The organism is Streptomyces sp. CA-288835 (assembly GCF_050936385.1).
GTDB lineage: Bacteria > Actinomycetota > Actinomycetes > Streptomycetales > Streptomycetaceae > Streptomyces.
On the sequence record NZ_JBNJMW010000001.1, the window covers coordinates 493,246 to 517,818 of the forward strand.

The 24,573-nt window shown below is 69.8% G+C and carries 23 protein-coding genes; 6 read left to right on the forward strand and 17 right to left on the reverse strand.

All coding sequences use genetic code 11. The annotated features are described in order from the left end of the window. Positions 1-71: 71 nt before the first annotated feature. The 17 genes from ACQEVY_RS02425 to ACQEVY_RS02505 all read right to left on the reverse strand — a co-directional run bounded on the left by ACQEVY_RS02425 (position 72) and on the right by ACQEVY_RS02505 (position 17,718). Entirely contained in the window at positions 72-464 is a 393-nt protein-coding gene (locus ACQEVY_RS02425; RefSeq protein WP_432944282.1) for a hypothetical protein, read from the reverse strand. Further along, positions 461-832 carry a nuclear transport factor 2 family protein gene (locus ACQEVY_RS02430; protein ID WP_432944284.1) on the reverse strand — a complete coding sequence of 124 codons (372 nt, stop codon included), beginning with the start codon at positions 830-832 and terminating at the stop codon, positions 461-463. The genes ACQEVY_RS02425 and ACQEVY_RS02430 overlap by 4 nt, the downstream gene beginning before the upstream one ends. 200 nt (positions 833-1,032) lie before the next feature. Beyond that, a complete protein-coding gene (locus tag ACQEVY_RS02435) occupies positions 1,033-1,656 on the reverse strand; it encodes a TetR/AcrR family transcriptional regulator (RefSeq protein WP_432944286.1) in 624 nt (207 codons plus the stop codon). Positions 1,657-1,766: 110 nt separating this feature from the next. Beyond that, positions 1,767-2,576 carry an enoyl-CoA hydratase/isomerase family protein gene (locus ACQEVY_RS02440; RefSeq protein WP_432944288.1) on the reverse strand — a complete coding sequence of 270 codons (810 nt, stop codon included), beginning with the start codon at positions 2,574-2,576 and terminating at the stop codon, positions 1,767-1,769. Beyond that, positions 2,573-3,352, reverse strand: coding sequence for an SDR family NAD(P)-dependent oxidoreductase (locus ACQEVY_RS02445; RefSeq protein ID WP_432944290.1), 780 nt, complete (start codon positions 3,350-3,352; stop codon positions 2,573-2,575). The genes ACQEVY_RS02440 and ACQEVY_RS02445 overlap by 4 nt, the downstream gene beginning before the upstream one ends. After that, entirely contained in the window at positions 3,349-4,146 is a 798-nt protein-coding gene (locus ACQEVY_RS02450) for an SDR family oxidoreductase (RefSeq protein ID WP_432944292.1), read from the reverse strand. Before ACQEVY_RS02450 ends, ACQEVY_RS02445 begins: the two co-directional genes overlap by 4 nt. Then, positions 4,143-5,372, reverse strand: coding sequence for an acyl-CoA dehydrogenase family protein (locus ACQEVY_RS02455; RefSeq protein ID WP_432944294.1), 1,230 nt, complete (start codon positions 5,370-5,372; stop codon positions 4,143-4,145). The genes ACQEVY_RS02450 and ACQEVY_RS02455 overlap by 4 nt, the downstream gene beginning before the upstream one ends. Before the next feature lie 47 nt (positions 5,373-5,419). Then, on the reverse strand, positions 5,420-6,400 hold the full coding sequence (locus ACQEVY_RS02460) for a phosphotransferase family protein (RefSeq protein WP_432944296.1): 981 nt from the start codon (positions 6,398-6,400) through the stop codon (positions 5,420-5,422). Then, on the reverse strand, positions 6,397-7,614 hold the full coding sequence (locus ACQEVY_RS02465; RefSeq protein WP_432944298.1) for an acyl-CoA dehydrogenase family protein: 1,218 nt from the start codon (positions 7,612-7,614) through the stop codon (positions 6,397-6,399). The genes ACQEVY_RS02460 and ACQEVY_RS02465 overlap by 4 nt, the downstream gene beginning before the upstream one ends. A 42-nt stretch (positions 7,615-7,656) precedes the next feature. Beyond that, a complete protein-coding gene (locus tag ACQEVY_RS02470) occupies positions 7,657-8,802 on the reverse strand; it encodes a thiolase family protein (protein WP_432944300.1) in 1,146 nt (381 codons plus the stop codon). After that, positions 8,799-9,197 carry a Zn-ribbon domain-containing OB-fold protein gene (locus ACQEVY_RS02475; protein ID WP_432955030.1) on the reverse strand — a complete coding sequence of 133 codons (399 nt, stop codon included), beginning with the start codon at positions 9,195-9,197 and terminating at the stop codon, positions 8,799-8,801. Before ACQEVY_RS02475 ends, ACQEVY_RS02470 begins: the two co-directional genes overlap by 4 nt. 5 nt (positions 9,198-9,202) lie before the next feature. Further along, positions 9,203-9,991, reverse strand: a complete 789-nt coding sequence (locus tag ACQEVY_RS02480) for an enoyl-CoA hydratase/isomerase family protein (protein WP_432944302.1) — start codon at positions 9,989-9,991, stop codon at positions 9,203-9,205. A gap of 279 nt (positions 9,992-10,270) precedes the next feature. Continuing rightward, the gene (locus tag ACQEVY_RS02485) at positions 10,271-11,800 is read right to left on the reverse strand and encodes a GMC family oxidoreductase (RefSeq protein ID WP_432944304.1); all 1,530 of its coding nucleotides are present in this window, start codon (positions 11,798-11,800) and stop codon (positions 10,271-10,273) included. 132 nt (positions 11,801-11,932) lie between these two features. Further along, a complete protein-coding gene (locus ACQEVY_RS02490; RefSeq protein WP_432944306.1) occupies positions 11,933-13,390 on the reverse strand; it encodes an aldehyde dehydrogenase in 1,458 nt (485 codons plus the stop codon). A gap of 175 nt (positions 13,391-13,565) precedes the next feature. After that, on the reverse strand, positions 13,566-15,557 hold the full coding sequence (locus ACQEVY_RS02495; RefSeq protein WP_432944308.1) for an FAD-dependent oxidoreductase: 1,992 nt from the start codon (positions 15,555-15,557) through the stop codon (positions 13,566-13,568). A gap of 30 nt (positions 15,558-15,587) precedes the next feature. Then, positions 15,588-16,733, reverse strand: a complete 1,146-nt coding sequence (locus tag ACQEVY_RS02500; RefSeq protein ID WP_432944310.1) for an acyl-CoA dehydrogenase family protein — start codon at positions 16,731-16,733, stop codon at positions 15,588-15,590. A 181-nt stretch (positions 16,734-16,914) separates the two neighbouring features. Beyond that, positions 16,915-17,718: an SDR family NAD(P)-dependent oxidoreductase gene (locus ACQEVY_RS02505; protein WP_432944312.1), complete on the reverse strand. Its 804-nt coding sequence runs from the start codon at positions 17,716-17,718 to the stop codon at positions 16,915-16,917. 97 nt (positions 17,719-17,815) lie between these two features. On the opposite strand from ACQEVY_RS02505, the gene ACQEVY_RS02510 reads away from it, so the two are divergent. From ACQEVY_RS02510 to ACQEVY_RS02535, 6 genes are all read left to right on the forward strand, one after another. Beyond that, positions 17,816-18,862, forward strand: a complete 1,047-nt coding sequence (locus tag ACQEVY_RS02510; protein ID WP_432944314.1) for an NAD(P)-dependent alcohol dehydrogenase — start codon at positions 17,816-17,818, stop codon at positions 18,860-18,862. 236 nt (positions 18,863-19,098) lie between these two features. Next, the gene (locus ACQEVY_RS02515; RefSeq protein ID WP_432944316.1) at positions 19,099-19,254 is read left to right on the forward strand and encodes a hypothetical protein; all 156 of its coding nucleotides are present in this window, start codon (positions 19,099-19,101) and stop codon (positions 19,252-19,254) included. 359 nt (positions 19,255-19,613) lie between these two features. Further along, on the forward strand, positions 19,614-20,678 hold the full coding sequence (locus ACQEVY_RS02520; protein ID WP_432944318.1) for an ABC transporter substrate-binding protein: 1,065 nt from the start codon (positions 19,614-19,616) through the stop codon (positions 20,676-20,678). A 126-nt stretch (positions 20,679-20,804) separates the two neighbouring features. After that, positions 20,805-21,971, forward strand: a complete 1,167-nt coding sequence (locus ACQEVY_RS02525; protein ID WP_432944320.1) for an ABC transporter ATP-binding protein — start codon at positions 20,805-20,807, stop codon at positions 21,969-21,971. An 85-nt stretch (positions 21,972-22,056) separates the two neighbouring features. After that, positions 22,057-23,721, forward strand: a complete 1,665-nt coding sequence (locus ACQEVY_RS02530; RefSeq protein WP_432944322.1) for an ABC transporter permease — start codon at positions 22,057-22,059, stop codon at positions 23,719-23,721. 14 nt (positions 23,722-23,735) lie between these two features. Next, positions 23,736-24,545, forward strand: coding sequence for an SDR family NAD(P)-dependent oxidoreductase (locus ACQEVY_RS02535; RefSeq protein WP_432944324.1), 810 nt, complete (start codon positions 23,736-23,738; stop codon positions 24,543-24,545). The last annotated feature ends 28 nt before the right edge of the window (positions 24,546-24,573 follow it).

The following is a 24,573-nucleotide window of genomic DNA, read 5'->3' on the forward strand; positions in this document are numbered from 1 at the left end:
ATGGTCGGTCGTACGTCCGTACATGGTCGGTCGTACGTCGTCGTCGGTCGTGGTCGTTCCGACGCACGCGGTCAGGTGAAGCGGATCTCGGACGAGCGGCCGATCAGCAGGCGTTGCAGCCGGCCTTCGCCGTTGACGCGCCCGGCGGCGACGAAGGTCGCCTCCGGGACGCCCGCCCGTCGTACCTCCCCCAGGAAGAGCTCGTCCTGGCCAAGCGTGGTAGCCGACAGCAGATGGTGGGTGCGTGTGCCCCGCTCGCGCTGCTCTAGGTAGCCCACCAGGGCGTCACGGCCTCCGGCGAAATCGGTGGCGTTGCCGTCGCCGGTGGAGAACAGAATCGACAACGAGAAGTCGTCACTGATCAGGTCGAGGATCCGGTACGGCTCGTCCCCGTCGAGGATCTCGAACCAGGCGGTGAGGAAGGGGGCCGCGGCTCCTTGGGCTGGGGTCGACGTGTCCGTCATGTCCGGCTCCTGTCGTCCGGGGCCCAGTCGACCAGCTCGAAGGTAGTGGTGAAGAAGGACTGGTAACGCGCCAGAAGTCCGCCGGGCGACACGACCGCGGCCGACAGGAAGGACCCGCAGTACCGCCCGCCCTCCGTCACCACTCCGTAGACGGTCTCGAGATCGCCGTCCCGGCTGTAGCGCAGGATCTCGTGCGCCCGGTCCACGGGATTGCGGCTCGCGAGGTACGCGGCGAAGTCCTCCCTGGACTTGCCGACGACCTCCTTGCCGGGCAGCGCGATGAGAAAGCGGAAGTCCGGTTCGAGCAGGTCCAACGTCCGTTCCGGAGACCGGCTGTCCATGCTGGCCATGTACGCACGCAACGCCATAGGAGCCCTCTTCAGATCAACCTGAGTCAAGTTCAATTCAGTTTGGATGGTAATCCCGGGGAAACAGGCCTGGCAATAGTGCGTCACCAAGCTTCCGCAGCGGTAGCGCGGCGCCGGAAGCGGGCACGACAAAGCCCCCTGACGCTTGTCCACCAGGGGGCAGGAAGGCCGACCGGAGAAGCCGAGGGCCGCTCAGGGCATCAGGTGGCGACCATCCGCACGCAGGCACCCTCGATCAGTTCGCTGACCTCGGACAGCGGCGTCGGCCCCGACGGCCGGTACCACCGCCAGACGCTGACGATCAGGCCGAGCACGCTCGATCCCAGCAGTTGCGCGTCCCGCAACGGGAACGCGCCCTGGGACATGCCACGCACCAGCAGGTTCGTCCAGTCCCGCTCGACGAGCTGGACCAGCTGGCGGGCCGCGACGCGCTCGGCCTCCTCCCGCTTGGACTTGCGCGGCCCGGAAAGCAGGTCCATGTGGTTCTGCAGGATGCGCATCTGCAGGACCTCGTGGTCGGAGACGTCGTACGCCGCCCGTACGGCGGCCCGGAGTGCCTCGACCGGGTCCGTGGCGTCCGCGGTCGCCTCCGTGAACTTGTCGTGGGAGCGCTGGAGTTCGAGGCGCATGATGGTGAGCAGGCAGTGGGTCTTGGACTCGAAGTAGTGGTACAGCGCGGTCTGCCCGATGCCGACCCGCTCCGCCACGGTCGACCACTTGGTGGCCTCGAAGCCTGTCTCACCGAAGCAGTCGACGGCGGCCGCCAGAATGGCAGCGCGCTTGGACCTCGGTCCCGCTTCCGTTTCAACGATCCGTGTCGCCATGACCTACCTGTCTCCTGGCTGCCGCCCAGCTGTCCGTACCCGAGAGTAGCCCCAAGCTGAGTTCAGTTGCCAATCGGCTTTCAGGTCAAAGAGTCTCGAGCACCAACGGTTCAGCTGCTGGGCGGGACGTGTGTGAAGTCGGGCGTCCGCTTTCCGAGGAAAGCTGCGACGCCCTCACGGCCCGCCTCGGAGGCGGCCGCGGCGACGAGCGCGCGGGCCTCGTGGTCCAGGTGCGCGCCGAGGTCCGTGGTCAGTCCGGCGGCGACGAGGCGGCGGGTTGCGCCGAGGGCGGCGGTGGGTCCGCGACGCAGGGCCTCCGCCGTGTACGCGGCCTCGGCTGCCAGCCGGTCGGCGGAGACGACCCTGCTCACCAGCCCGATCTCAGCGGCTTCCGCCGCCGGAACGCGGCGGTTGGTCAGCAGCAGGTCCAGGGCCCGCTTGGGGCCGACGAGCCGGGGCAGGAACCAGCTGACTCCGGCGTCCGGTGAGTAACCGATCCCGGTGTACGCGGCGGTGAACGAGGCGTTGTCGGCAGCGAGGGTCACATCCGCGGCCGCGGCCAGACCGACGCCCGCGCCCGCGACGGCTCCCTGCACGGCGGCCACCACGGGAGCGTCGCTCGCCGCGAACATCCGCAGGGCATCGTGCAACGCGTCGGTCACCGCGGTGAGGTGCTTCTCCAGGTCCTCACCGGAGAACCGGGAGAACTCCCTGAGATCGCCGCCGACGCAGAAGGACTTCCCCTCGCCGGTCAACAGCACGACCCGTACGGCCTCACGGGCGCAGACCCGCGCCGCGTCCAGCAGTCCGCGTGCCATGTCCAGGTCGATGGCGTTGCCCGCCTCGCCCCGTCGCAGGGTGACGCGGGCCAGTCCGCCGTCGTCGATCTCGATGCCGACCCCTGTCGCCGCGGCCTTCATCGCGCGGTCCATCCGCCGTCGACGGTCAGCACCTGGCCGGTGCAGTACGAGGAGGCGTCCGAGGCGAGGAACAGCAGCGCGCCGTCGAGTTCGTGGCCGTCGCCGCCGCGCCGGAGCAGGGTGTTGCGCTCGACCCAGCGGCTGGAGCGTTCGTCGCCGAAGAGGTCCGCGGTCATCTCGGTACGGAACCAGCCGGGAGCGAGCGCATTGACACGGATGCCGCTGCCGCCCCACTGCCCGGCCAACTCCCGTGTCATTCCCAGCAGTCCGGCTTTGGACGCCGAGTAACTCGCGCCGCCGAGTGGGGCGGCGGTCACCAGCCCGAGGATGGAGGAGACGTTGATGATGCTCCTGCCGTCGGCGGGGCCTGGCGCCTCGGCGGTGAGGCGGGCGAGGTGGAAGGGCGCGGTGAGGTTGACGCCGAGGACGTCGGCGAAGGCGTCCGGGGATTCGTTCTCGGCGCGGGTCTCGCCGGAGGTGGCCGCGTTGTTGACCAGGATGTCGATGCGACCGGTGGTGTCGAGCGCGGTCTCGGCCAGCCGCGTACGGTCGGCGGCGAGCGAGACGTCGCAGGCGACGGGGTGGATACGGGCGTCGGAGTCGGCGAGTTCCTTCAGCCGGTCGATACGGCGGGCGGCGGCGAACACGGTGGCGCCGGCCTGCGCGAGGACGGCGGCGAAGCGTGCGCCGAGCCCGGCGGAGGCGCCGGTGACGATGGCTGTCCTGCCCTGAAGCGAGAACAACTCGGCGGCGGTTGGGGGCGTCGGCGCGCTCACTCGTCCACCCCGATCGGCAGGGCGGTTGCGCCGCCGTCGAGCACCAGGGTCTGGCCGGTCATCCAGGAGGAGGCGTCGCAGGCCAGGAACAGCGCCGCGTTCGCCACGTCCTCCACCGTGCCGAGGCGCCGCAGCGGCAGCTTGGCGGTGAGGATCGGCTCGCGTACTTCCCATACCGCGCGCGCCAGTTCGGTCTTGATCAGTCCGGGGGCGATGGCGTTCACCCGTGCCCGCGGCCCGAGTTCGTAGGCGAGCTGCCGGGTCATGTGCAGCATGGCGGCCTTGGTGGCGTTGTAGTAGCCGATGTGCGGATCGACGATCAGCCCGCCCACGGAGGCGATGTTGACCACCGCTCCCCCGTGCTCGGCCATCCAGGCCCGCCAGGCGCAGCGGGTCCAGGCGATCATGCCGTACTGGTTGACGCGTACGGTCTTCTCCGCGCGCGGCAGGTCCAGGTCGAGCAGATCGCCGTGGTACGGGTTCGTCGCCGCGTTGTTGACGAGGATGTCGACCCGGCCGAAGCGGGCCATGGTCTCGTCGACGCAGGCCTGTGCTTGCTCGGGTTCGCCGGCGTTGGCCACCACCGTGTGTACGTCGCCGTTGCCCTTGACGCGCAGCAACTCCTCGCGCGCTTCGGCGAGTCCGGCGGATTTGCGGGCCGCGATCACCACGTGCGCGCCGGCCGCTCGGTAGGCGGTGGCGATGCCGAGGCCGATGCCGCGGGATCCGCCGGTGATGACGGCGACCTTGCCGTCGAGGGTGTTGCCGCCGCCGTCGTAGGTGTTGGAGCTCACGCTGCCCCCGTCTTCGTGTCGGTCTTCTTGTATTTGGCGAGTTCCTGGCGGGCGACGGTCCGCAGATGCACCTCGTCCGGGCCGTCGGCGATGCGCAGCGCCCGCGTGATGGCGTACAGCCGGGCCAGCACGGTGTCGTCGCTGACGCCCGCCGCGCCGTGCGCCTGCACCGCGCGGTCGACCACCTTGTGGGCGACCTCCAGCGCCGCGACCTTGATCGCGGCGACCTCCATGCGGGCGGCGGCGTTGCCGACGGTGTCCATCAGCCAGGCGGACTTGAGGACGAGGAGGCGCAGCTGCTCGATCTCGATGCGGCTGCGGGCGATCCACTCGCGTACGACGCCCTGGTCGGCGAGCGGCCCGCCGAAAGCGATGCGTTCGGTGACGCGTTCGCACATCAGCTGAAGGGCGCGCTCGGCGAAGCCCACGGCGCGCATCGCATAGTGCATCCGTCCAGGCCCGAGCCGCCCCTGGGCGAGCGCAAAGCCCTCTCCCTCTCCTCTGAGGATGTTCTCCACCGGCACGCGGACGTTCTCGAAGAGGACGTCGCCGTGTCCGAGCCGGTCCGTGTAGCCGAACATCGGTAGGTCGCGCAGGACCGTGACGCCCGGTGTGTCGCGGGGGATGAGCAGCATGCTCTGCTGCCGGTAGGTGGGCGCGTCCGGGTCGGTCTTGCCCATCAGGATGATCAGCTTGCAGTCGGGGTCGAGGATCCCGGACGTGTACCACTTGCGGCCGTTGACGACGTAGCTCTCGCCGTCGCGGGTGATGCGGGTACGGATGTTGCGGGCGTCGGAGCTGGCGACCTCCGGCTCGGTCATGGCGAAGCAGGAGCGGATCTCCGCGTCGAGGAGGGGCTTCAGCCAGCGCTCCTGCTGTTCTGGAGTGCCGTAGAGCGCGAGCAGTTCCATGTTGCCGGTGTCCGGTGCCGAGCAGTTGAACACCTCAGGGCCGATGATCGAGCGTCCCGCCAGTTCGGCAAGCGGCGCGTACTCGAGGTTGGTGAGGCCCGCGCCCCAGTCGCCGTGCGCCATGAAGAGGTTCCACAGGCCCTCGGCGCGCGCCTTCTCCTTCAGTTCGGTCATCACGGGTGGCAGCGCGTGCGGATCGTCGGCCTCGGCCAGCTGCCGGTCGTAGACCGCTTCCGCGGGGAAGACGTGCTGCTCCATGAACGACCGCATGCGGTCCTGGAGTTCACTCGCCCGTGGCGAGAATCCGAAGTCCACGATTGCTCCTGTCCGGGATTCGTCGAGGTTCGTGTGGTGGGTCCGGATCAGCCGAGGATGTCGCGTGCCGTGCGGATCATCGCGGCGATGGTGGGCGGCAGTCGCTCCTGGTCCGGGTCGTGGTGCTTGCCCTCGCGGTGCCGGCGCAGGTTGTGGCCCATGATCGCGGCCATCTTCATGCGGCCGAGCGCCCGGAACCAGTCCATCGCGGGCAGCGCGGGCCGACCGTCGAGATAGGCGTCCAGCAGTTCGGCCTCGGTGGGCAGGCCGGGCACGGCGCGCCCCAGCTGAGGGAAGTTGCGGTGGTCGGCGAACAGCAGGAACCAGCCGAGGTCGATGCGCGGATCGCCGACGCTCCAGATCTCCCAGTCGACGACGGCCACCGCGCGCTCGCCGACGCACAGCACGTTGCCGAGCCGGAAGTCGCCGTGTAGCAGCACCGGTGGCATGCCGCCGGGCACGTCGGCGGCCAGGCGAGCGAGCAACTCCTCGCCGCCCGGTCGGAGTTCCGGTGGTACGGCGTGCAGGGTGCGGCTCCAACGCTCCAACTCACCTGCCGCGTCGAGTGGTTCGGGCGCGTCGAGCCCGGGCGTCCGGGTGTCGGTGGCGTGCAGCCGCCGCAGGACGGAGGCGATCTCCAGCATGCGGGCGCGGGCCGTGGCGGCGGGCACCTCGGGCTCGTCGAGTACGGGCTCGACGGCCTCCCCAGCCACGAAGTCCATGGCGAACCAAGCCGGTTGGGTCTCGTCGATGGCCGCGACGCCCGGCACCGGCACCCGCTCCGTGGACCCGGCCAGCGCGCCCAGCACACGCGCCTGGCGCAGCACGTCGTTGCGTCCGACGGGCCGCTGCCCCGGAGGTACTGCCTTGACGACGTACTTGGCATCGCCTGCCGTAACCGAGTACGTCAGCCCCGAGTGACCGCCGGGCAGCACCGCCAACTCGCCTATGGGAGCGCCTGGATGACGGTGAGCGAGCCGTTCGCGAACCCTGACGGCCAACTGAGGCACCTCGGTGGCCGTGCTCATCGGACGGGCTCCTTGGGCAGCGGCTCTTTGGGCAGACCGAGGACGCGTTCGGCGAGGATGTTGTGCTGGATCTCGTCGGTGCCGCCCGCGATGCTGTAGCCCGGAGCGCCGAGCAGGTGCTCCGTCCAGGCGTAGGTGCCCCACTCCCACGTGTCCGCGACGAGACTCGGGCCCAGCAGTTCCGAGACCAGATCGCTGGTGCGCCGCATGGTCTCGGTGGCGTAGAGCTTGCCGACCGAGGCTTCCGCGCCGGGCTCCCGTCCGGCGACGAGGGCGGCGGTCACCCGCAGTCCGATGAGCCGCTGGACGAGGGTGCGGATGTGGAGGTCGGCGGCCCGCTGCTGCTCGCTGCCGGTGAGTGGGCGGGGCAGGTTCCCGGCCAGTTCGAGCGCCCGGTCGGCGTTGTCCAGGCCGAGGTTGCCGGAGTCGAGCCGCTCGGCGGCCAGCACACTGAGCGTGACCCGCCAGCCCTCGCCGACCGGCCCGAGCCGGTCGCTGTCGGGCACCACCACGCCGTCCAGGTAGACCTCGTTGAAGCTGGTGCCGCCGGTCATCTGCTGGATGGGCCGTACCGTCACGCCCGGCGCGTCCATGCGCACCAGGAAGACGGTGATGCCGGCGTGCTTGCGTACGTCCGGATCGGTACGGCACACCGCGACGCCCCAGGTCGCGACGCGGGCGCCGGAGGTCCACACCTTGTGCCCGGTCAGCACCCAGTGGTCGCCCTCGCGCACCGCCCTGGTCCGCACCGCGGCGAGGTCGGACCCTGCCTCGGTCTCCGAGAACAGCTGGCAGGCCAGTTCGTCGGTACGGAGCATGGGACGCAGCCAGCGCTTCTTCTGCTCCTCGGTGCCCCAGATGCCGATCGCGGGGGCGACGAGTTGCTGCGTCACCGGGAAGACCTCGGTGCGGTGCGGCACGTCGAAGGCGGCCTCTTCGGTGCGGTAGAGCTGCTCGTAGTACGCGGGCAGGCCGCGCCCTCCGTACTCCGCCTGCCAGTTGAGGGCGCCCCACCCCTGGTCGTAGCGGGTACGTTCCCACTCCTGGGTGCGGGAGGTGTGCTCGCGCTCCTGCTCCTCGGTCCAGTTCTCGAACACGGCGACGGAGTCGGAGCCGCTGCCCCACTCTCCGTCGTCGGCGCGGGGCCGGGCGACCGTGGTGAGCCACTGCCGGGCCTGGGCGCGGAACTCCTCGGGTTCCGGGATACCGCTCATCTCTTTCTTCCACCTTCGATCGGCGGGGCGTTCACGGGACTTTCAGCGGGACAGCACCGTGCAGGCGCTCACGCCGGGGGCGCCGTACACATGGGTGAAGCCGACCCTGGGTTCGCCGGGGACCTGGCGTTCGCCGGCCCGTCCGCGGAGCTGCTGGACGATCTCGTAGACCTGGCGCAGGCCGGAGGCGCCGATGGGTTCGCCGTTGGCGATGCAGCCGCCGTCGGTGTTGACCGGGAGCGTCCCGCCGATCTCGGTGGCACCGGAGGCGAGCAGCCGCTCCTGCTCGCCGTCCTCGCAGAAGCCGCACTCGGCCATGTGCATGACCTCGGCGCCACTCTCGGTGTCCTGCAACTGGCAGACCTCAATGTCGCCGGGGCCGATCCCGGCCTCCTCGAAGGCGGCGGCCGAGGCGTCACGGCTGACGCTGGTCAGTTCGCCTCCGGGAATCCACGGGCTGAACACCTCGAACGAGCCGAAACGCCGGGTGCGTACGGCCGCCGAGCGCAAAGTGACCGACGGTCCGTCCAAGGCACGGGCGGCCTCGGGCGAGCAGAGCACCAGCGCGGCCGCGCCCGCGCCCGGAGAGCAGAACATGTAGCGGGTCAACGGATCGCTGACCATGCCGGAGTCGAGGATCTCCTCGGCGGACACCGGCTTGCGGCGCCATGCCTCGGGGGTCAGGCCACCGTTGCGGTACGCCTTCTCGGCGACCAGTGCGAGAGTGCGCGGGGTGATCCCGTGGTCGTACATATAGCGCTGGATCTTCATGCCGAAGAACTGGGTGGTGACCATCAGCCCGTCGCTGCCGTACTCCTCCCCCAGCCCCCAGTCCTCGGGCCGTGGATCGAAGGCGCCGCGCGGGTGCTTGTCGAAGCCGACGGCGAGGACGACGTCCGCCATGCCGGAGCGGATAGCGTTCGCGGCAGAGACCAGCGCGCTGCCGCCGGTGGCGCAGCCGTTCTTGACGTTGACGAACGGCAGGCCGGTCAGGCCGAGTTGGGCGACCAGGGTGTCGGCGAGTCCGGCGCTGTCACTGCCGCCGAACGCCGCCCCGACCCGCGACCACTCGATCCCGGCGTCCGCCAGCGCGGCGTTCACGGCGTGGACGGCGAGCTGCCGACCGCTCGCCTCCGACCGGCCGAACGGGGTGCGTCCCGCGCCGCAGATCAGCACGTCGGTACTCATGTCCCCTCCTCGCCGGGTGTCGTGGGCCTGGCCCGCGGTACGCCGCCGTTGCCGGCGGTCACGGTGAGGGGCATGCCGATACGGATGTCGTCGAGGTCGTCGACTTCGAGTACGGCGGCCACGCGCACGCCTTCCGCGAGTTCGACGTAGCCGAGGGCGAAGGGTTCGAAGCCGCCGGGCGGAGGCTGGTAGGGCGGCGACTTGGGGGCGTACCGCTGCACTGTCCAGGTCCACAGCGTGCCGGTGCCGTGGAGGACCGCAGGATCGGCCGGTCCCCCGCAGCGCGGGCAGGCGTCATCCGCGGGGTAGACCGTCACCGCGCAGCCGTCGCCGGAGCAGCGTGAGCCCTGGAGCCCGACGGCGGTGGCGGTCGGACTCCGCGGATCCGTGGCCATCCGGATCAGCGCCCCGTCCACTTGGGTTCGCGCTTCTCCAGGAACGCCGACACGCCTTCGTTCGCGTCATCGGAGTTGAGGGCCACGCCCACGGCGAGGTGTTCCATCACCATCAGCGACTGGGTATCGGCGTCCAGGCTGCGGTCGATCGTCATCTTCGTGAGCCACATCGTGAAGGGGCTCTTGTCGGTGAGGTCGGCGATGAAGTCCTCGACCGTCGCGTCCAGCTTGTCGGCCGGGGCGGACTTGTTGATCAGCCCGAACTCGGCGGCCTCGATGCCGGAGAGGAGCTTGCCGGTGAGCATCAGCTCCTTGGTCTTGCGGATGCCGATCATGCGCGGCACCCGGTAGATCGGGCCGGCTCCGCCGAACAGTGCGCGGCGGATGTGGAAGTCGCCGATCTTGGCGTCGTCCGCGGAGATGGCGAAGTCGCAGGAGATCATGATCTCGAAGCCGCCGGCGGTGACATGGCCTTCCAGGACCGCGACCGAGGGGGTCTTCATCGAGTAGAGGCGGTCGCACACCTTCGCGGACTTCACCGCGACGTCGATCGCGTTCGACTTGCCGACGTACTCCGCCTTCAGGCTGTCGAGGTCGAAGCCCGAGCAGAAGGTGCCGCCGCGACCGCGGACCACCAGGACCCGCAGCTCCGGGTCCTCGTCGACCTCGGTGATGATCTCGTCGAGCCGGTCCAGGATCGGCACGGTGACGCAGTTCTTCTTCCACGGGCGGTTGAGCCACACACGCGCGACGTGTCCGTCGCGCTCGAACTGGATCTCGTCTTCCACTGCCATCTCGGCCTCCCAATTGAACTGAATTCACTACGAGTCTGCGAGGACGAAGGTGTGCTGTCAACCCTTTGATCGGGACACGTTCCGAAGGTGAGGCCAGACTGGAGACGAACCTAAAAGACTTCTGCCAGCTGATCGAACCGAACCTGATTCAAACCGGAAAGTGGGGCATCTCATGCCGGTGAGTCGGACGCCGGACATCCGGCGTCCGACTCACTCATACGGTGCGGTCGTACGGGCGTGGCCGCGGCTTGCGGTCGTACGGCGTGGGCATGTCGGCGGTCAGTCGCCTCGGCGCAGTTCGTCCGCGCAGCGCTCGGCCATCATCATCACGGTGGTGTTGGTCGGCACCGCCGGAATGTCCGGCATGATCGAAGCGTCGACGACGTACAGCCCGTCGAGGCCGTGTACCTTGCCGCTCTCGTCGACCACCGCGGTCGGGGTTCCGGCACCGCCCATCGCACAGGTGCCCACGGCGTGGCAGTAGGTGTTCTTGCCCTGCAGAACGGCACGGGTCAGGTCGGCGTCCGTGGTCGCCGCGGGTCCGGGCCACTGTTCCGCCCGTACGTACTTCTCCATTGGGCCCGAGCCGATGATCTCCCGGACCTGGCGGATACCGGCCACCATGCGCCGCACGTCGTCGGGGTGGTCCAGCAGGCCCAGCCGGATCTGCGGGGCGGCCTCAGGATCGCGTGAGGTGATCTCCACCCTGCCCAGCGAGTACGGACGGACCAGGCCGAGCGGCACCAGCATCACTCCTGGTTCCATGGTGAACGGCAGTGCGTGCAGGTCGACTTCGCCTGCGCTGTCGGCACCTGCCGAGGAAAAGGCCAGCACGGTCTGCAGCGGCGGGAGGAGTTCGCCGACAGCCTCCTCGTCCACGGCATAGGTGAGGTACACCATCGGGTGGTCGCGCAGATTCCTGCCCACGCCTTCGAGGGCCTGGATCACGGGGATGGACAGCTCTTCGAGTAGCCGCCGCGGTCCGATGCCGGAACGCATCAGGACCGCCGGGCTGCCGACGGTTCCGGCGGAGAGGACGACCAGATCGGCTTCGAGGCGGGTGCCGTCGCCGAGGATCACCGCTTGGGCCGTCCCGTCCTCGGCGAACTCCACGCGGTCAACGGTCCGTTCGCCTAATACGGTCAGGTTCTCGCGGTGGCGGGCCGGGCCGAGGTAGGCGAGGGCCGAGCTCTGGCGGATGCCGTTCTTGCGGTTGAAGGGGACCGGGCCCGCACCACGCCTGCGGACGCCGTTGATGTCCTCGTGGATGGGGTGGCCGGCCTGCGCACAGGCCTCCAGGAACGCGGCCATGACCGGGCGCAGCCCGTTGCCTTCGGTGAAGCGCTCGATGTGTACGGGTCCACCGGTGCCGTGCAGTTCTCCGCCGACCGGATCGTCCTCCAGTTTCTTCAGATACGGGAGGACCTGGTCCCAGGACCAGCGGTCGTTGCCCAGTCCGGTCCAGCGGGCGAAGTCCTCGGGCGTGGGCCGGAGAGCGTTGGCGCCGTTGACGGCTGAGGAGCCTCCGATGACCTTGCCGCGGAGGACGGGCACGACGCCCTGCTCGACGATCCCGAACATCGGGATGCTGTCGGCATCGACGACGTGGTCGGCCGACTCGTAGGCCCAGTCGTGGGTGGTGAACCCGAACTGGTTGGCGTCGAGCACCTCGGGGGCGGTCTCCTCCGGGGTGCGGTAGTCGGGGCCCGCCTCGACGAGCGTGACGGTGTTCGCGGGTTCCTCGCTCAGCCGGGCGGCCAGGACCCCACCGGCGGAACCTCCGCCGCACACCACTATGCGACGCGCCATGGTTACCTCTTCTCTTCTTTGAGACGAAAGACTTGAGTTCACGGAGATCACGGAGATCACGGAGATGAAAGCGCTGAAGGAGATGTCCAGAGATGTGGGAGATGAAGGAATCGCAGGCGGGAGGCGGGCGTATCAGCCGCTCAGGCGCGCGCCGGACAGGGCGATCGACTTGGGCTCGAGAAAGTCGTCGAGGCCTTCGGGGCCGTTCTCGCGTCCGATGCCCGACTTCTTGCTGCCGCCGAAGGGGGCGTTGATGTCGAGGGTGTAGCTGTTGATGCTGAAGGTTCCTGTGCGCACGCGGCGAGCGATCCGGAGGGCGGCTTCCTCGTCCTGGGTCCAGACGGTTCCGGAGAGCCCGTACGGGGAGTCGTTGGCGAGCTCGACGGCGTGGTCGGGGCCGTCGTGCGGGATGGCGACGACGACGGGGCCGAAGATCTCCTCCTGGGCGATCCGCATGTCGTTGGTGACGTCGGTGAACAGGGTGGGTTCCAGGTACCAGCCGGTGGTCAGGCCCGCAGGGCGGCCGCCGCCGCATGCGACGGTGGCCCCTTCCTTCCGGCCGAGAGCGATGTACTCCTCGACACGCGCCCGGTGCGCCTCGGTGATCAGCGGTCCGATCACGGTCGCGGGGTCGGCCGGGTCGCCGATGGGCAGGGCGCTCATGTGGCGGGACAAGGCCTCGGTGAACTCGGCGTAGCGCGAGCGCGGCAGCAGGATGCGGGTCTGGGCGGTGCAGATCTCGCCCTGCATGAAGGCGGCGCCGCAACCGACGAGAGCCGGGACGACGGCGTCGATGTCGGCGTCCTCCAGCACGATGGCCGCGGATTTCCCGCCCAGTTCCAGCGTCACACGGCGGATGTCGCGACCGCAGGCCTCGGCTATCCGGGCGCCGACGGCGGTGCTTCCTGTGAAACTGACCTTGTCCACACCCGGGTGGGCGACCACGTACTCGCTCTCCGCGGCATCGGCGGCGAACAGGCTGATGACGCCCTCGGGAACGGCCGATTCGGCGACGACCTCGGCGAACACATGGCAGGCGAGCGGGTCCTGCACCGGCACCTTGACGATGACCGTGCAGCCGGCCATGAGAGCGGCGGCGATCTTCTGGGTGGTCAGCGGGAGTGGACCGTTCCAGGCGGGGATGGCCACGACGACGCCGACGGGTTCACGGACGATCAGGGTGCGGGTCGGTCCGTTGACCCGCTCCTCCTCGAAGGCGAATCCCTCGGCCAAAGTGGCGTAGAAACGGAAGTAGTTGGAGGGGGCGACAGCGAAGTACCCCTCGGCGAAGCCGCGCGGGCAGCCGGTCTCGGCCATGGCCAGACCGGCGAGTTCGGCCGCGCGCGTGTCGAGGCGGTCGGCGAGGTCGCGCAGGGCAGCGGCGCGCTGGTGCACGGTCCACGTCGGCCAGGGGCCGGTGTCGAACGCCTGCCGGGCCGCGGCGACTGCGTCGTCGATGTCCGCCGTGGAGGCCAGGGGGACGTGGCCGATGACCTCCTCGGTGCTGGGTGAGACGACCTGTGCGACACGGTCGGTGGAGGGGGCGGTGAGCCGGCCTCCGATGAGGATGCGGTCGTAGTCGTGTGCCATGTGGTGACTGCCTCTCTGCGGAAACGCGGAACCACTGGGGTGGAAACCTTCTGGAGGAAGAGAATTGTTCGGCGCCGGCCGGTCGCGCGGCGGGTCACAGGGCATCGCCCCGAGCGCACGCGGTCAGAAGTGTCAGCATCGGCGCGGTACGCGGCCGTTGCCCGCGCGCCGATCGTCACAGCGGCTGCGCGGCCCGCGCGGCGACGGCCGCTGCGGCCGCGCGTCCCTCCGCGACGGCGTGCGCGATGCGGCGCGGCACGACGCAGTCGCCGACCGCGCGGACGGTCTGATGGGCGGCCGGAGTGAAGTCGGGGCGGTGCGGGCGGCGTTCGCCGACGGTGACCAGGATGTCGGCGGCGAGGTGTATCTGTTGACCGTCCAGCACATGGCGCAGGCGCACGCCGTCGGCGGTCGTCGAGGTCGCGGTGCTCATCGCGACGACGCGCAGGGGCGCGCCGGTGAGGCGGTTCATCAGCTGCGTGCGGTTCTCAGGCGACAGGCCCGTCGCGAAACCGGTGCCGGGTGTGATGACGGTGACCTCCCGTGCGCCGGCCGACAGCGCGCTCTCCACCGCGCTGATGCCCTGCCACCAGCCGAAACCGTCATCGAGGACGGCGACGCCGAGTGCTTCTGGTACGACGTCCCCGTACCGGCGCAGGAAATCCGTACTGGTGAGCGTCCGAAGCTCGCCCGGCACGGGGACGGGCTCTTCCTCCGCGCCGGTGGCGAGCACGATCTGGGTGTACGCCGCCATGTCGTCCGCCCCCGGGAAGGCGCCCAGCAGCACTCGCACGCCGAGAGCGGCAAGCTGCTCGCGCTGGTAGTCGACGAACTTCTGCCAGCCGGAGCGATGCGGGCCGAGGGAGGCGAGGCGCGCCTGACCTCCGACTTGCCGAGCCTTGTCGAAGACGGTCACCTCGGCGCCGGATCGGGCGAGTGCCATCGCGCACTCCATGCCGGCGGGGCCAGCTCCCAGGACTGCGACAGGTTCACTGCGGGAGTCCGGCAGGGTGCGCGACAGCGGCTCGACCGGCCGGGTGAGCAGCAACGGGACGGCCGGGCGGCCGGCGGCTCCCGGCGGGCCGAGTTCGGGGTTCACCGAGCACGATCCGGTGGGCTCGAAGGTCCGGCAGCCCTCGTTGCAGCCCGTGCAGGGGCGTACGGACCGCTCGTCGTCCGCGATCACCTTGCGGGCGAAGTCGGGGTCGGCGATGAACGGCCGGGCCATGCCGACCAGATCGGCCCCCGAGTCCAGCGCACGCTCGATGTCCGTCACCGACCGGAAGCCCTGGCTGACCAGGAGCGGCAGGGCGACGGCCGAGCGGAGCCGGGCCACGGACTCCAGCAGCGGCGGGCGGGTGGTGGCCATGCCGGGGACGTAGGTGTTGCGGACGCCGGTGGTGATGTTGACGTACGCGAAGGGCGCGGCGGCGCACAGGCGCGGCAGCAGCTCGATCAGGTCGTCCAGACCGAGTCCGGAGTTCTCGCCGGGCTCCACCGACACCCGTACGCCGATGGGAAGTTCACCGATCTCGGTGCGGATGGCGTCGATCACCTGGGCCGGGAGGGCGATGCGGTCGCCGTACTCGTCGTCGCGGGTGTTGTTGACCCGGGAGAGGAACTGCGCGAGCAGGTAGCCGTGGCCTGCGTGTAACTCCACGCCGTGGAAACCGGCCTGCACGCTGTTCGCCGCCGAGATGCGGAAGGCGTCGACGACGCCGCGTACTTCTTCGGTGCTCAGCGGATGGGGCGCGGTCGCCTCGCGGGGCGAGCGCACGGCCGCGGCGGAGACCGGCGCGTAGTAGGTGCCGGCGCCCAGGGTCTCCCTGCCGAGGTGGACGAGCTGTGCGACGGCCACAGCGCCCCCGTCGGTGATGGCCTCGGCACGGCGGCGTACCGCGTCCTTGATCTCGGGGCGCCACGCTTCGGTCAGATAGCGCTGCGGCAGCGTCGACTCGGGGGCCACGGCGGTTCCTCCGGTGATCACCATGCCGGCGCCGCCCTGTGTCAGTCGCCGCCAGTAGGCCGCGTCGGTCTCGGTGGGGGCACCGTCGGTGACGGCGGCGGTTGCGTGGGCGGTGGCGACAAGGCGGTTGCGGAGGGTGAGCCCGCCGAGTGTGAATGGTGCGGCGAGGGCAAGTTGTGCGGTGCTTGGCGTTGGCGTCATACGGCTCTCTTCGCTGACCTCTGTGTCCGTTCAGGCGGCTGAGCGGGCAGCGAGACCGATGAGTTCGGCGAGCCGGACCCGGTGCCCGTCCGCCGTGCCGAACAGCACCTCGCTGCTGCGTGCGCGGCGCACGTAGAGATGGGCCGGGTGCTCCCAGGTGAAGCCGATGCCGCCGTGCAGTTGCACGTATTCGGCCGTGGCCAGGCGGAAGGCCTCGGAGCAGACCACGGCGGCTGCGCAGGAGGCCACCGGCAGCTGCGGTGAGGCGACGGCGGCGCAGGCGGTCGCGTACGCCGACGCCGAGCGTGCCGCCTCCAGCGCGACCAGCACATCGGCCAGCCGGTGCTTGACAGCCTGGAAGGAACCGATGGGTCGCCCGAACTGGTGGCGCTGTGCGACGAATTCGACCGTGGCATCCAGCGCGTGCCCGCTGCCCCCGACCTGCTCGGCGGCCAGCGCGGCCCGCCCGGTGTCGAAGGTCGCCGAGACGATGTCCTCGGCACCCTCCGCCGTGCCCACGGCGGTGGCCGGGGCGCCCAGGAACTCCACGAGCGCTTGGCGGCGCGTCTCGTCCAGGACGCAGCGCGGAGTCCGCCGACATGAGTGTGAGGTTGGCTCACAGGCGAACAGCCGGGCGCCCGCGGGGGTTTGGGCCCGTACGAGGATCAGGTCCGCGCCGGCCCCGTCGAGCACGAAGTCCGCCCGGCCGCGCAGCACCCAGCCCGCGCTGCCCTGCTCGGCGATGACGCCGTGCTCTTCGGTGTCGAATCCGGCCACGGTCGCGGTGAGCGTGCCGTCGGCGATCCGCGGCAGGTATCGCTCGCATGCCGCGCGGTCGTCGCTGTACAGCAGGGCGTGGGCGGCGAGAGCCACCGTGGGCAGCAGCGGAGCGCAGCTGAGGGCCCGCCCGGATTCCTCCAGGGCCACGGCCAGTTCGGCGAATGTGAAGCCCGAGCCGCCGTACTCCTCGGGCACAGCCAGTCCGTGCACCCCGATCTCGCCCGCGAGCCGCGTCCAGAGCACCTCGTCGTATCCGCGCGGGGTGGCCAGATGCTTGCGGACGTCCTCGGGACCGCTCGTCTCGGTGTAGAAGTCCCGCAGGACGACGCGCAGTTGCCGCTGTTCGTCGGTCTCGGACAGCAGCTGGGGGTCGATCTCGGGATGGCGACGGTGCATAGGGTCCCCTCGTGCTCGTGTGCCGGAGAACTGAGAGCGGCGAACTCAGAGCTGCGAAACGGATCTACAAACTGAACTCAATTCGAGAACATAGGCATCGACTTGCAAGACAGGCAAGACCCGTGCACGAGTTGATTGGGGCACCTTCGCCCCCGGCAGGGCAGAGCGGACCGGAACCCGCTCAGGCGGTGAACCGGCCCCCGTTGGCGAGCAACACCGCGCCGACCAGGTTCGCCGCGGCATCACTCGCGAGAAAGAGAGCGATGTCCGCGATCTCCTCGGGCGTCGCATACGGACGCACCAGCGGGTCGGCGAAACCGGCTCGCAGCGCCTCGGGCGTACGGGCCGCCATCCCCGTCTCCGTCGGCCCCGGAGCCACCACGTTCACGCGGATTCCGGACGCGACGACCTCCTTGGCCACAGCCTGAGCCAGTGCGTGCACACCCGCCTTGGAGGCGGCGTAGTGGGGATAGCCGACGGGGGTGTCGAAGGCCGACGACGAACCGATCACCACGATCGCCCCGGCACCGAAGGGCCGCATAACCCGCACCGCCGCGCGCAGCATGTGGAACGTGCCGTCCAGGTTCACCCGCATGACGCGCCGCCAGGAGGCGTCGTCGAGGGAATCCGTCAGCTCGACCGGCCGCCCCTGGACCAGCGCGTCCGCGATGTGCTGCTTGGCCTCGGGGTCGTCGACCCCGGCCGCGTGCACAAGGACGTCGAGCCGTCCGTGCCGCTGAAGTACGTCCTGGACGGCGGCGTCGACGCCCGCCGCGTCCGCCACGTCGAATGCGACCGCCTCGGCGGCGGACAGTTCCTTGGCGATGGCCACGGCGCCCTCGCCGTTCACGTCGGCCAGGACGACGGCCCGCGCCCCTTCCGCCGCCAACTGCCGGGCGACCGCCGCACCCATGCCGGAGCCGGCGCCTGTCACCATCGCGACCTTGCCCGCGAACCTGCCCGCCTGAACGTCGCTGCGCGTCAAGCCAATCCCTCCTTCACTGCCTTCCCCGATCTATTGAACTGACTTCACCTCTGTTACCGTGACGGCCACGGGGCTGACAAGACCTGGGACGGTGAAGATGAGGGCACTGCGGCTCACGGCGTGGGGCGAGCCCCCGACGCAGACCGAGGTCGAGCAACCCGTCCCGCACGGCACCGAGGTGCTGGTACGCGTCGAGGCCACCGGCTTGTGCCATTCCGACCTGCACGTCATCGACGCGGCTCCGGGAGCCCTCCCCTACCGGATGCCGTTCACTCTCGGCCACGAGGTCGCCGGGCGGACCGTGGCCCTGGGACCGGACGCCGACGGGGTGTCGGTCGGCGACCGCGTGGTGCTGTACGGACCATGGGGTTGCGGAACCTGCGACCGTTGCGCCGCCGGCCGGGACAACTACTGCGACCGGCGCGACACCCTCGCCTGGCACGGCGTGGGACTGGGCCAGAACGGCGGAATGGCCGATTACGTACTCGTCCCGTCCGCCCGCCACCTCGTACCGATCGGCGACTTGCCGGCCGCTCAGGCGGCTCCGCTCTCCGACGCAGGCCTGACGTCCTATCACGCCGTGGCCGGTCTCCGGCACGCGCTCGAACAGGGCACCACCGCCGTCGTGATCGGTGTCGGCGGACTCGGTCACCTGGCTGTGCAGATCCTCCGCGCAACCACCCCGAGCCGCGTACTGGCGGTCGACGTCCGGGAGGAGGCGCTCGCTCTCGCGGACCGCTCCGGCGCCGACTTCGGCACCCTGCTGCGGGCCGACACCGCGAATGTCCTGCGAAAGCGGAGCGGTGGCGCGGGAGCGGGAGCGGACGCCGTACTCGACTTCGTCGGCACCACGCAGACGCTGGAACTCGCGGCCGGCATCCTGCGTCCGGGGGGCGAACTCGCCGTCGTCGGCAGCGGAGGCGGCCGGCTGACGGTCTCCAAGCCGGGCGTTCTCCCGCCGGGATTCCGGCTCTCACTCCCCTTCTGGGGAACCCGCCCCGAGCTCGCCGAGGTCGTCGCGCTGGCCCACTCGGGGGCGATCCACGTCGAAACGGAGCAGTTCCCGCTGTCCGCCGCACCGGAGGCAATCGGCCGGCTTCGCCGGGGCCAGGTGCGGGGGCGGGCCGTACTCGTCCCTGACTGACACGCAACGCACGTCAAGAAAGGGGTAACGAGCTGCTCCAGCAGGAGTGCCCTCGAGCGTGTTCTGGTGAGCGGGAATGGCCAGGCTGACCGCAGGCGCGCGGAGTAAGCGGCCAAGAAGCCGTCCCGCGGCCCCGGAAACCTCATGTTGGCGGTGACGAAGAGCCTGACGATCCGCGGCTTCCGGGCCAGCGGCCACGCCCGCTTGCTGCCCGAGATGCAACGCCAGGTGGGCGCGTGGATGCGCGAGGGTCAACTCCGTTGCCGGGAAACATCGTTGACGGGCTGACGCAGGCGCCCACGGCACTGGCAGGCCTGCTGCGGGCCGACAACACCGGCAAGACGCTTGTGCGGATCGATGACGGCGCGCATCGTGAGGGCACCGTCGACTGAGGCACGTCGTGTGGGCGCCGGACCTACCGAGCCCACGCCGCCGAACTGAACTGAGATAAGCCCAACCTACGCCACCTTGGAGGCGGCCTGGCCGTACTGCCGGGCCACTCCACCTGGCTCCGCACACAGATCGACCCCACCCAACTCCGCAGTGCAGCCCGGTGCCGTGAAAAGCGCAGCGCGCGACCACCCCGACCACTCCCTCAACCCATCCCCCGCACAGCTGTGAACAGTATTGCCTAACCGAGTTCAGTTTGGTAACTTCCACGCAATCTTGGCCATCCGGCCACGGTCCAGCGCAAAGTTCGCTTGGTTGTGCGCCGGTTCGGCCGGGGCCGGTTCACCTAAGGGAGCCGAGAATGAGATCAGATCCGCGACGGCGCGGGGCTTTGCTCATCGTGCTGTCGATCACCACACTGCTGGTCGCCTCGTGCGGCGGCGGCACCGCCAACAACGCCGAGTCCAAGGTCGTGCCCGCGTCGGCGGGCATCGACGAGCTGGTCGCCGCAGCGAAGAAAGAAGGACAGCTCACCGTCTACTCGGCCCAGGATCTGACCGCCCTCAACAACCTCGCCAAAGCCTTCGAGGCCAAGTACCCGGGGATCGACGTCAAGACCGTCCGGGGCGTCGACGGTGACCTCGGGGTGAAGGTCGAGACGGAGTTCAACACCGGCAAGGGCATCGCCGACATGTACGTCAGCGCGAGCCTGTCCTGGGTGAAGCCGCAGGCCGAGGCCAAGCGGTTCCTGGCGCCGACCGGTCCCGAACTCACCGGCAAGGGCGACTACGACGCCAAGCAGTACGTCCACGACGGCAACTACTTCGAGACCAACTCCGCCGTACTCACCTTCGGCTGGAACACCAAGCTCCACTCCCAAGGGCTGACCGACTACCCGGACCTGCTCGACCCGTCCCTCGCAGGCGGAAAGATCGGCGTCATCGAGCCGACCGCGCCCTCGATCGTCGACTTCTACCTGTGGCTGGAGGAGACGTACGGCGCCGACTTCGTGAAGAAGCTGGCCGCCCAGAAGCCCCGCATCTACCCCAGCTCCCTGCCCATGGGTGAGGCCCTGACGTCCGGCGAGATCGCCGCCGGCAGCTTCATAGCGCCGATCGCTCTCGAGCCCGCCAAGAAGAAGGGCGCGCCGGTGGACTACCGCATGGCGCCGGACGGCACGTGGGGCGCCCGGTACTACGGAATGGTGCTGGAGAGCGCCCCGCACCCCAACGCCGGCCAACTGTTCGCCAACTTCATGGTGACCGCCGAGGGGCAGGAGCTGATCACGCCGTCCGCCGGCGCGGTGCTGCCCAAGGTTCCCGGCACTGTGATCACCAACGACAAGGTACGGGTGCAGGATCCGGCCAAGCTGACCCCGGAGGCCGTGGCCGCGTACCAGAAGAAGTGGAAGTCCCTCTTCCAGTAGGGGCGGTGGGTGCGTCGGCCAGTGCCGGTGCACAGCAGTGTGGGCACCCACGACGGTGCCCACTCACTCGGTCTTTGACCGTCTCGGTCTAGGAACGTCTCGGTCTTTGGATGTGAGGAGTCCTCCGTGTCCCACGTGCGCATCGAGGGTCTGACGAAAAGGTTCGCCGGCAAGCCGCCGGCTGTCGCGGTGGACGACTTGTCGCTGGAGATCGAGCCGGGCGAGTTCATCGTTCTGCTCGGCCCGAGCGGCTGCGGGAAAACCACGACGCTGCGCTGTCTGGCCGGCCTGGAGACGCCCGACGAGGGACGCATCTCTCTGGGCGACGAGACAGTGCTGGATCTACGAGGGAAGGTGAACCTCCCTCCGAACAAGCGCCGGATCGGGATGGTGTTCCAGTCGTACGCGCTGTGGCCGCACATGACAGTGCGCCGCAACATCGGATATCCCCTCAGAACCAGACGAGTTCCCCGTGAGCAGGCGCGGACGCGGATCGAGGAGGCGGCGGAGCTCGTCGACTGCGCCGCCCTGCTCGACCGCTATCCGGCGCAGCTCAGCGGCGGCCAACAGCAGCGGGTCGCGCTGGCCCGCGGTCTGGCCGCCCAGCCCGACCTGGTGCTCTTCGATGAGCCGCTGAGCAACCTCGACGCCCGGCTGCGCGACCAAGTACGCGCACAGCTCCACGAGTTGCACGCACGACTGGGTTTTACCGCCGTTTTCGTCACCCACGACCAGAGCGAGGCACTGGCGCTCGGCAACCGTCTGGCGATCATGAAGGCGGGGCGGATCGAGCAACTGGACACGCCGGAGCGGGTCTTCGAGGAACCGGCCACCGAGTACGTCGCCGGCTTCATCGGAATGTCGAACCGGCTCCCGCTCCGACGTCAGGGCGAGGGATGGGCTCTCGCCGACCAGCCGGGCGCCGACGGCTCAGCGGCCCAGGCAGTGGCCGACGAACTCCCGGTACCCCGCTCGCACAGCTTGGTCGCCGCCCGGCTGCGCCCCGACGACCTTCAGCTCTGTCCCGCCGAGGAGAAACCCCCGGCCCACAGCGTCGGCCTCCCGGCGGAGGTCGTCGACGCACAGTTCGGCGGCCGTCACATGGACGTGGTCGTCACCATCGCCGGTAGCCGCCTGCACGCGCGGGCGCCGCTGACCGGCAAGCCATGGGCCCGGAGTCTGTCGCGCGGACAGCAGGTGACCGCGTGGTTCGCCAAGGACGCGGCCATCTACTACGACGCCGACGGGGTACGGACCGCAGGGCACGCCCCTGCCGCAGCAGTGGGAGCGTGACGTCGTGGCCGCACCCGCCGTACCCGCCCCCTCTCCCTCCCACACGACGACACCGCCACCCCAAGTGCCGCAGCACCCAACGGCGTTGACCCGTGCGCGGCGCCATCTGCCGCGCCTCGGCGCGCTCGTCTTCCTGGCCGTCATCGGCTACTTGGTGATCGCTCCGCTGGTGGGCCTGCAGCGGCTGGCCTTTGAGGACGACGCCCGTGGCTACAGCGCCGCCTTCGACAGCCCGGACATGGCCGAGACGCTGCGCACGACGGCCGGTATGGCGCTGGGGTCGCTGGTCATCGCGCTCGTCCTCGGCACGTTCCTGGCCTGGGCGGCGACCCGCCTGCCACCCCGTCTGCGGCTGCTGCGTGTCGTGCCGGTCCTGCCCATCGTGGTGCCGGCCGTGGCCGCGGTGACCGGCTGGGCGTTCCTGTTCTCGCCGCGTCCCGGCTACCTCAACGCGGCGCTGCGCAACCTGCCCTGGTGGAACCATCTCGACGAAGGCCCCGTAGACATCTACACGCTGCCGTGGATCGTCCTCATCACCGGCTTCGGCCTGACCGCCTTCGTCTATCTCTTCGTCAGCGCAGGCTTCGGCAACATCAACGCGGAGCTGATCGAGGCGGCACAGGTCAGCGGCTCGTCACCGGCCGGTGTGTTCTTCCGGGTGACGCTGCCACTGCTGCGACCGGTCCTGGTGTACGGGGGATTTGTGGCCCTGCTCCTCGGACTCGGCCAGTTCACGGGCCCCCTGCTGCTCGGCAGGAACAACGGCGTCAACGTGCTCACCACAGACATGTACGTCGCCGTGTCACAGAGCCCGGTCGACTACGGCAAAGCCGCCGCGATCGGCTCACCGCTGCTGCTCTTCGGTATCGCCGTCGTGCTCTTCCAGAAGGTGATCCTCGGCGACCACAGCCGCTTCGTCACCCACGGCGGCAAGGCGTTCCGGTCCGGTGGACGGCCGTCGTGGGTAGCGGTCACCGGCATCGTTCTCTACGGCCTGGTGGCACTGGCGCTGCCGCTGGGCGCGCTCATCGTCGTATCGCTCTCCGCCTTCTGGAGCGGGAAGATCCAACCGAGCGGGTTCACGCTCGACAACTTCCGGCGGGTGTTCCAGGAGTCGGGGATCACCGACGCGATCGTCAACAGCCTCACCACCTCGGTCATCTCCGTCGCCATCGCGCTGCCGCTCGGCTTCATCGCCGCCTCGCTGCTGCTCAAGGGGCGGCGGTTCCGCATCATCCGGGCCGCGGTCGACTTCATCGTGGCGATGCCCCTCGGGATCCCCGCCGTCGTCTTCGGTGCCGGCTTCCTGCTGACGTACAGCCGTGAGCCGTTCATTCTGTACGGCACCCGAACAGTGATCGTCCTCGTCTACGTGACGCTGATGCTGCCCTTCGCCACCCGGATGCAACTGTCCGCGATGGTGGCGCTCGGCGACACGTATCTGGAGGCCTCGCGTACCAGCGGCGCGGGTGCGCTGCGGACCAACACCGAGATCGTGCTGCCGCTGCTGCGCCCGACGCTCGCGGGTGCCGCAGCGCTGATGTTCGTGCTGCTCACCCACGAGTTCACCGCGTCGCTGCTGGTACGGGCCCCCACGACGCAGGTCATGGGCACCATCCTGTTCGACTACTGGGCCAACGGCTCCTATCCGCTGGTGGCGGCGATCGCGCTCGTGATGACGCTGGTGACATCCGTGGGCGTCTTCGTCGCCATGTCCGTCGCGGGATCCGACATCTTCGAGAAGCTGTGAGGAGGAGCAGGGATATGGGCATGGGCTCGCTCGACGGCAAGACGGTCCTCGTCACGGGCGCCGGCCAGGGCATCGGACGGTCGATCGCCGTGGAGATGGCCCGCCAGGGCGCGGGGGCAGTCGCGGTCGCCGACCGGAACGAGACGACCGCGACCGAGACAGCCGACCTCGTACGCGCCGCCGGGGCCGAGGCGGAGGCAATCGTCTGCGACCTGCGCGACCGCGAGCACATCGAGGCGATGGTGGCCCGCACGGCGGAACGGTTCGGCGGGCTCGACGCCCTCGTCAACAACGCCGGAATCGTCGAATCCTCGCTGGTGGACCGGCCGGGCGACCGCGCGATCGACACGCTCCCCGAAGAGGTCTGGGACGCGGTCTACGAGGTCAACCTCAAGGCCGTGTGGCTCACGACGAAGTTCGCCGCGCCCCACTTACGGCGCTCCACCCGCGGCCCGGCGATCGTCAACACGGCCTCGGTGTCCGGGCTCACCGGTTTCGCCCTGGCCCCGATCTACGGCACCACCAAAGCGGGCGTCATCCACCTCACCAAGGTCACCGCTGTCGACCTGGCGCCGGTGCGCTGCAACTGCTTCTGCCCCGGCGTCATCGAGACGCCCCTGGCGCGGGACTTCTTCGAGGCGGCCGACGATCGTGACGCCATGGAGCGGGAGTTGACGGCGCCGCAGCTCGTACGGCGCCTGGGGCGGCCGGAGGAGGTGGCGAAGCTGGCCTGCTTCCTGGCCTCCGACGACGCGGCGTTCATCACCGGCGCCTCGTACGTCATCGACGGCGGGGCGCTGGCATGGCGTGGGGTCCAGGAGTGACCTCGTACAGCACCAGGTAACGGGATCG